4 protein-coding genes are annotated in these 6,454 nt (G+C 67.4%); all 4 read left to right on the top strand.

The genetic code is table 11. From position 1 onward, the window contains the following. The first annotated feature begins 184 nt into the window (after positions 1 to 184). The 4 genes from IO33_RS0139615 to IO33_RS0139595 all read left to right on the top strand — a co-directional run bounded on the left by IO33_RS0139615 (position 185) and on the right by IO33_RS0139595 (position 6,334). Positions 185 to 568 (top strand): barstar family protein, encoded by a 384-nt coding sequence (locus tag IO33_RS0139615; RefSeq protein ID WP_031173958.1) that lies wholly within the window; start codon positions 185 to 187, stop codon positions 566 to 568. A gap of 353 nt (positions 569 to 921) precedes the next feature. After that, complete coding sequence (locus IO33_RS0139610) at positions 922 to 2,100, top strand: acyl-CoA dehydrogenase family protein (protein ID WP_031173957.1); 1,179 nt, start codon at positions 922 to 924, stop codon at positions 2,098 to 2,100. 545 nt (positions 2,101 to 2,645) lie between these two features. Further along, the gene (locus tag IO33_RS0139600) at positions 2,646 to 3,197 is read left to right on the top strand and encodes an RNA polymerase sigma factor (protein WP_031173955.1); all 552 of its coding nucleotides are present in this window, start codon (positions 2,646 to 2,648) and stop codon (positions 3,195 to 3,197) included. A gap of 242 nt (positions 3,198 to 3,439) precedes the next feature. Continuing rightward, positions 3,440 to 6,334 carry a helix-turn-helix transcriptional regulator gene (locus IO33_RS0139595; protein ID WP_245236028.1) on the top strand — a complete coding sequence of 965 codons (2,895 nt, stop codon included), beginning with the start codon at positions 3,440 to 3,442 and terminating at the stop codon, positions 6,332 to 6,334. Positions 6,335 to 6,454 lie beyond the last annotated feature (120 nt).

Below are 6,454 nucleotides of genomic sequence, written 5' to 3'. Positions count from 1 at the left end.
GGGCTCGCCCCGTCGGCCCACACCTACCTGACCGAACGCGAGGGGGACGTCAGCGTCGCCAGCGCCTCCAACGACTCTCGCTCGAAAACGCACATGTTCCGGCGAACTCGTGCGAGGTCCTGCCTGGACAGCACAGGTTCAAAACGAATAGGCAGGCTGCCAGGCCGGACGTAGTCTGCGGACTGTGACGGTGAGATATGTGCTGGACGGCAGCCAGATCGGAACGCTGGAGGACTTCTGGCGGGTCGCCGGCCAGACCATCGGCTGCGGCGGCTACTTCGGCCGGAACCTCGATGCCTTCGCCGACTGCCTCCGCGGCGGCTTCGGGACACCCGACGACGGTGACTTCGTGATCGAGTGGCGTGATCACGAAGCCTCCCGCCAGAATCTCGGGCACGCCGAAACGGCTCGTCAGCTCGAGATGTGGCTCGCCCTCTGTCATCCGACGAACAAGGCACGCATGACCGCCAGGCTGGCGGAAGCCTGTGCTGGCCGTGGACCGACTGCCTTCGACTGGCTGGTCGAGATCATTGAGGAGGAACTTCCGGGAGGCCTGCTCCTCCTCTAGCCAGGCGGACTGTTCACGGAGTCCGCAGACGGAGCTCGTCAACGTGGTCGGCGAGACGGCTCAGCGTCCCTTGCATCCGGGCCTACCAAAGCCCCGCCAAGCGGTCTGTGAGTGCGGCCGGAGCATAGGGCTGAGCAGCGATGATTCGGACTTGGCCGAGCGCCCCGTGATCGCGTTACGGCCGAACGAACACGGCGGACGCCGTATCCAGATCGACGGCGAGACCCAGATGAGTCGGGCGGACGACGCCGATTTCAACAGCCGGACGGTTCCGTCTGGTTGGAGCCTCCGGACCGGGCGGCGGGGCGGGTACGTGAGACGATCTGGAAACAGACCACGAGGAGAGGAATTTCATGGGGGGCAAGGGTCAGCTGCATGTCAGTGCGGAACTGGCGGGGGTGCTGGAGCGGATCGATGCGCTCGGCGGGGTACTCGATGAACGGGCTGATGCTGCCGAGGAGTTGGGGAGGCTGCCGGAAGACACGGCGCGGGCACTGCTGGACACGGGGATCGTACGCGCCGAGCTCCCGCTGAGCCTTGGCGGATGCGAGTTCGCGCCCCGGCAGCTGATCGAGACGGCGGAGCGGGTGAGCTACCACGACGCCGCGGCCGGGTGGACCATGTTCGCGCTGCAGCTGATGACTGGGACCACCGCGGCGTACCTCGCCGTGGACGCGGCGGCCGAACTGTTCCCCGACGTGCCGAACGGGAAGTACGCGCTGCTCTCGGGGCATGGCACACGCCCCGGCCGGGCCGTCCCTGTCGAGGGCGGCTACCAGGTCAGCGGCCAGTGGCAGTTCGCCTCCGGGATGGCGCACGCCACCCACATCCACAGCGCGGTCCAGGTCGAGGGCACCGGTGAGCTGCGGGTCCTCGCGATGCCGAAGTCGCAGGTGACCCTGGACGGCAACTGGGACGTGCTCGGGCTCCGTGCGACGCACAGCATCGACTACCACTGCACCGATGTGAACGTACCGCACGAGTACACCTACGTCGCGACCACGGACACCCCCGTCAACGGCGGCGCCGTCTACCGTCTCGGCCTGGTCAACATGTCAGCGATTGGGCACACTGGCTGGGCCCTCGGTGTCGGCCGGCGCCTGCTGACCGAGCTGAAACGGGTGGCCGCGGCGCGGACCGGTTCGCGGGGTGCCGCGGTCGACACCTCCCAGTTCCACGCCGAGTACGCGACGGCGGAGGCCGGACTTCGGGCAGCCCGGGCCTGGGTGAACGACGTCTGGATGGACGTCGAACGGTCGCTGGACCAGGGCGATTTGCCGAGCACGGAGCAGGACACTCTGATCCGTCTCGTCCTGAACCACACGACCTCGACCGTGTACGAGGTGGGCCGCACCGTACACCGCTGGGCCGGCTCGGCGGCGATCCGCCGCGGCCCGATCGACCGCTTCCTGCGCGACCTCGGGACGGGAGCGCAGCACATAACGTCGAGCCCGGTCGTGCTCCAGAACTGCGGCAAGTGGCTGAGCGGCGCCCAGCCGGACGCCCGATGGAACTTCCTTGAGCTGACCTGACCATCCGGGGGCCGTCGACGGGGATCCCGGCCACTCGGCGCCGACCGATTCTGGGCGTTGCGATGGAAGGTCACGCTTCCGTAGACGCACAGCACCATCTGCCCCCGCGGTTGTCCGTTATATATGCGAACTGACGGCCTATCGAAAAACAGGTGTTCGAATTTGATTGCACCCTGGTATGAAGCCTGCCGTAACGCGTTGGCTCAGCCGTTGACGTCGACTAAACACTTCTGCTGGGGCGAGAGATGAACAGGCATGAACGCCATCACAGCCCTGGTGCAGGGGTGGGCAGTTGAGGGGGCATCCTTCGTGCGGCACACGTTGCCGTGGCAGTCAGCCTGCTGCGTCTTATTCATCGGTGGAGTGACGAAAACCCTTGCGGAGAGGTCGCGCCGCAAGACTCTGCTGGCCATCACCACGCAGGCGCCGCCCGGCACCGTAGTGAGACAGGAGGGTGGCATGGGGGGCCCGAAAATGTTGATTCAGGTCGGAGGCAGGGCGGTATCGCCTCCGGAGCGGGACTCATGACGCCCCGAATCCCGCCAATGCACTGGGATGAGATCGCGGTCCGGTACATGCAGCTCCGCGATGGCTTGGTCAAGTTCGCCAACCGACTGCTCGGTGGTGATCGCCATATGGCTCACGACCTGGTTCAGGAGACGTTCAAAGCCGCTGCCTTGCAGTGGGAGACCTTGCGTACCCGCAGCGAGGGAATTCAACGGGCCTGGCTGTACCGGGTGCTGAAGAACAAGGTGTTCGACCAGTGGGGAGCAGCCCGAGGCTGTGCAGGGAGCGTCAGCAGCCAGGAGATGGTGTCCGACCTGGAGACGCCGCGGACGGCGATCTCCAATCTCCTTTTGCAGAAGTGCTGGAAGGTCATCGACAGCATGCCTTGTGCTCAGCGACGGGTGGCCCTCTTGAAGTGGCAGGGCGAGTGGACCAACCGTGAGATCGCCGCACACCTGGACATCGCTCCGAGCACCGTACGGGTCCACCTGAGAAACGCGCGGAACACGCTGGTCACGGAACTGGGGGACGAGGTTGTCTTTCCATCCGAGTGGAGGGACGACGGTCCAGGAGAGGAGGCAGCAGTATGAGGAACGGCCAGGACTGGTCAGACGTGCCGACCCCCCCGTCGACGTCCAGCGGGTCCGTCAGGGCTGACGACCTTCTCAAGCAACTCCACCATGTAGAGGATGCACAGGTTCCGACGCAGAGTGCCATCGAAGGATGGAATGAGTTGAGGGAGTGGATGGCCGAAGAGAGGCCGTCCCCCCAGGAGCAATTCGAGCGGTCGCCGCTCCTTCCCCGGGATCAGCGGCCTGATGCGGTAGAACATGTGACTCACGAGCTGCTGCAGCCGACCACCGAGGCCTGCCTGCTGGAGCGCCAGGGCGAATTCCGTGCGATCGACGAAGCGTTGACGGAACTGGGCAGAACCATCGAGGGTGTGCGGCGATCGCGGCACACCGGGTTGCTCGCCTTCACCGGCACGGCCGGACTGGGCAAAACGGCCCTCATCGCGGAGGTGCGCGCCCGGGCCGCGACACACGGGTTCACGGTGTTCTCAGGCAAGGGCGCCGAGACGGAGCAGAGGAACGCGTTCCGCGTGGTGCGTCAGCTGATGCAGCCTGCCTTGGCCGCGATGGACGAGGCGGAGCGCCGTGTCTTCCTGGGTGGCTGGTACGACATCGTCGCCGCCGCGCTCGGACTCACGGCGCCGGACACCGCTCGGACACCGGATCCGACCGGGGTGCGCGACGGCCTGGACTGGGTCATGACCCGCCTCACGGTCACGAAGGCACCCGTCGTCTTGCTCGTGGACGATATCCACTGGGCCGACGTCGAGTCTCTGAACTGGATCGCTTCCTTCGCTCCACGAGCCGAGGACCTCCCACTGCTGATCGTCGTCACCTACCGGCCGGACGAACTGCCCCGCGATGCAACCACCTTCCGCGCGCTCATCGAGAGCCACAGGAACCGTCCCTACGCCCTGAAGCCACTCACGCCATCCGGCGTGGCACGGATCATCAAGGGGAAGGTGGGCGAGGCGGCCGACGACGCGTTCTGCAGGGAATGCTGGATGGTGACCGGAGGGACGCCGTTGGAGGTCGCCGAACTCGCCATTCGGCTCGGCGAACGGCGAGTATCAGGCACGCACGACGAGTTGACTGTGGTGCGGCATCTGGCCTCGGCTATCAGGGGCCCCGGCCTGCTCGAACGCCTACAGGAACTCGGTGCGGCGGCCGTCCGCTTCACGTGGGCCGCCGCCGTTCTGGGCACCCCCATCTCACCGGATCTCGTGGCTACCGTCGCCGTCATCGACAGCGAGGAGGCCGCCGCGGCGATCGGAACACTGCGCGCCGCGCGAATCCTGGCAGACGCCCCCGGACAGGGCGGTGACCTGGAGTTCGTACATCCGCTCATCGCCTCGGCGATCTACCGGGGCATTCCCGGGGCCATGCGAGCCGCCCTGCACGATTTCGCGGCGGAAGCCGTCCGCGCTGCCGGGTTCGGTCCCACCGCCGCAGCCCGGCACCTGCTGGAGGTGCCTTGCGAAGGCAGGCCCGAAGTAGTCGAGTGTCTGCGGAATGCCGCGCGGGAGTACCTTCGTGCGGGGGCGCCGGAGGCCGCCTCACGAGTCCTGAGCCGGGCGCTGCTGGAGCCGCCCCTCCCGGAGGACCGTGCGGCGCTCCTCCATGAACTGGCCTGCTCGACCTTCCTGATCGATCCCAGGGCCACGATCAGTCATCTCCGGGCGGCTCTGTCAGAACCCGGAGTCGCCCCCGCACTGAGGGCCTCCATCGTCCATCGGCTGACGCAGGCGCTGGCCCACACCGACCAAGTGGCCGAGGCGGCAGCTCTGGCCGAGGACGAGGCACGGCAGGCGACCAACCCACGCATCCGGCTGCGTATGCAGGCCGATCACTTCGTATGGAGCGCGTTCCGCACCGACGAGCCCGACTCGTCCGCCCGCTCGCGCCGGCTGGCGCGGCTGGCCGAGCGCCTGACCGGACGCGGTCTGGAAGAGCGGTCCATCCTGGGCCTGCGAGCCTGGGACGCCATGATGCGCGGCGAGCCGCAGCAGATCGCTCTGTCCTATGCCGAGGAGGCCCTGCGCGGCGGACTGAGCTGGACTGATGAGAACCGCGGCTTCGAGGTGCCCGCATCCGTCGCCTTGGTCTTCATGTATTGCGACCAGCCACGACGGGCCGAGGAGCTGTTCACCCAAGGGATGGCCGAGTGCGAGGCCAAAGGCTGGCGCGGCTCCCACCTGGCTGTCGGGCAGGCCCTCTTGGCCTACACCCTCTTCCGGCGCGGCCGCCTTCCCGAAGCGGAGGAAATGGCACGAAAGGGCCTCACCGCTGCCGACCGGGTGAAAGGCGCAGTGCCCGCCCAATGGTTCGCCATCGGCGCCCTCATCCAGACCCTTGTCGCCCGCGGGAGGACGACCGACGCGCGCGAGCTCGCCGATTCCTACCGCTATGGCGAGGTGGTTCCGAGCACCGCCATCTACGCAGATCCCCGCACGGTGTACGCCGAACTGCTCCTGGCCGAGGGGCGGCAGCCCGAGGCCGAGCGACTCTTGTCCGACGCCGGGGACCGGCTGGACTCACGGAACTGGCGCAACCCGACCTGGTGCCCCTGGCAGCTGCATCTGGCGTCCGCAGTCGCCCCCACCGCCCCCGACCAGGCAGTCCGCCTCGCCCGGGAAGCCGGCAAACGGGCCCGGCACTTCGGTACGGCGTCCGCGATCGGCCAGGCACTCCACACCGAGGCCGAAGTGACCAGCGGGCCGGCGGCACTCGACCTGTACGCCGAGGCCGTCGACTACCTGGAACGGTCCCCCGCCGCGTACGAACTGGCTCGGGCCCTGGTCGGATACGGCGCCGCCCTGTCCCGGAATGGCCAACTGCAAGAAGCCGCGGACCGCCTCTATCGTGGCCTGGAAACCGCAGTCCACTGTGGTGCCGAGGCACTGGCTACCCACGCCAGAGAGGAACTCATGGCAGCAGGACTGCGGCCCCTGCGCCACGCGCAGAGGGACACACTCACCGCTCATGAACGACGCGTAGCCGAAATGACGGCCCAAGGCCATCCAGCAGCGGTGGTCGCGAAGCAACTGCACATCACCGAACAGAGCGTGAAGCGACTGCTCTCCTCCGTCTACCGCAAGATCGGCACCGACGACACCCGTCTCGCCAGAGAGCTCCATGCTCTCTCCCGCTGGTGACGATGCCGCGCAGCATCCGTCCGCCCTATGGGCTGGCCCAAAGCGGGCGCCCCGCGACTCGGGCGCGTGGTCTGGTCCGAGCGCCTCAATCAGCCGACTGTGCCTCCGTGCCGCTGCATG

Source organism: Streptomyces durhamensis, assembly GCF_000725475.1.
GTDB classification, from domain to species: domain Bacteria; phylum Actinomycetota; class Actinomycetes; order Streptomycetales; family Streptomycetaceae; genus Streptomyces; species Streptomyces filipinensis.
The sequence above is the reverse complement of the archived record's forward strand: the minus strand, read 5'-3'. Positions and strand labels throughout refer to the sequence as shown.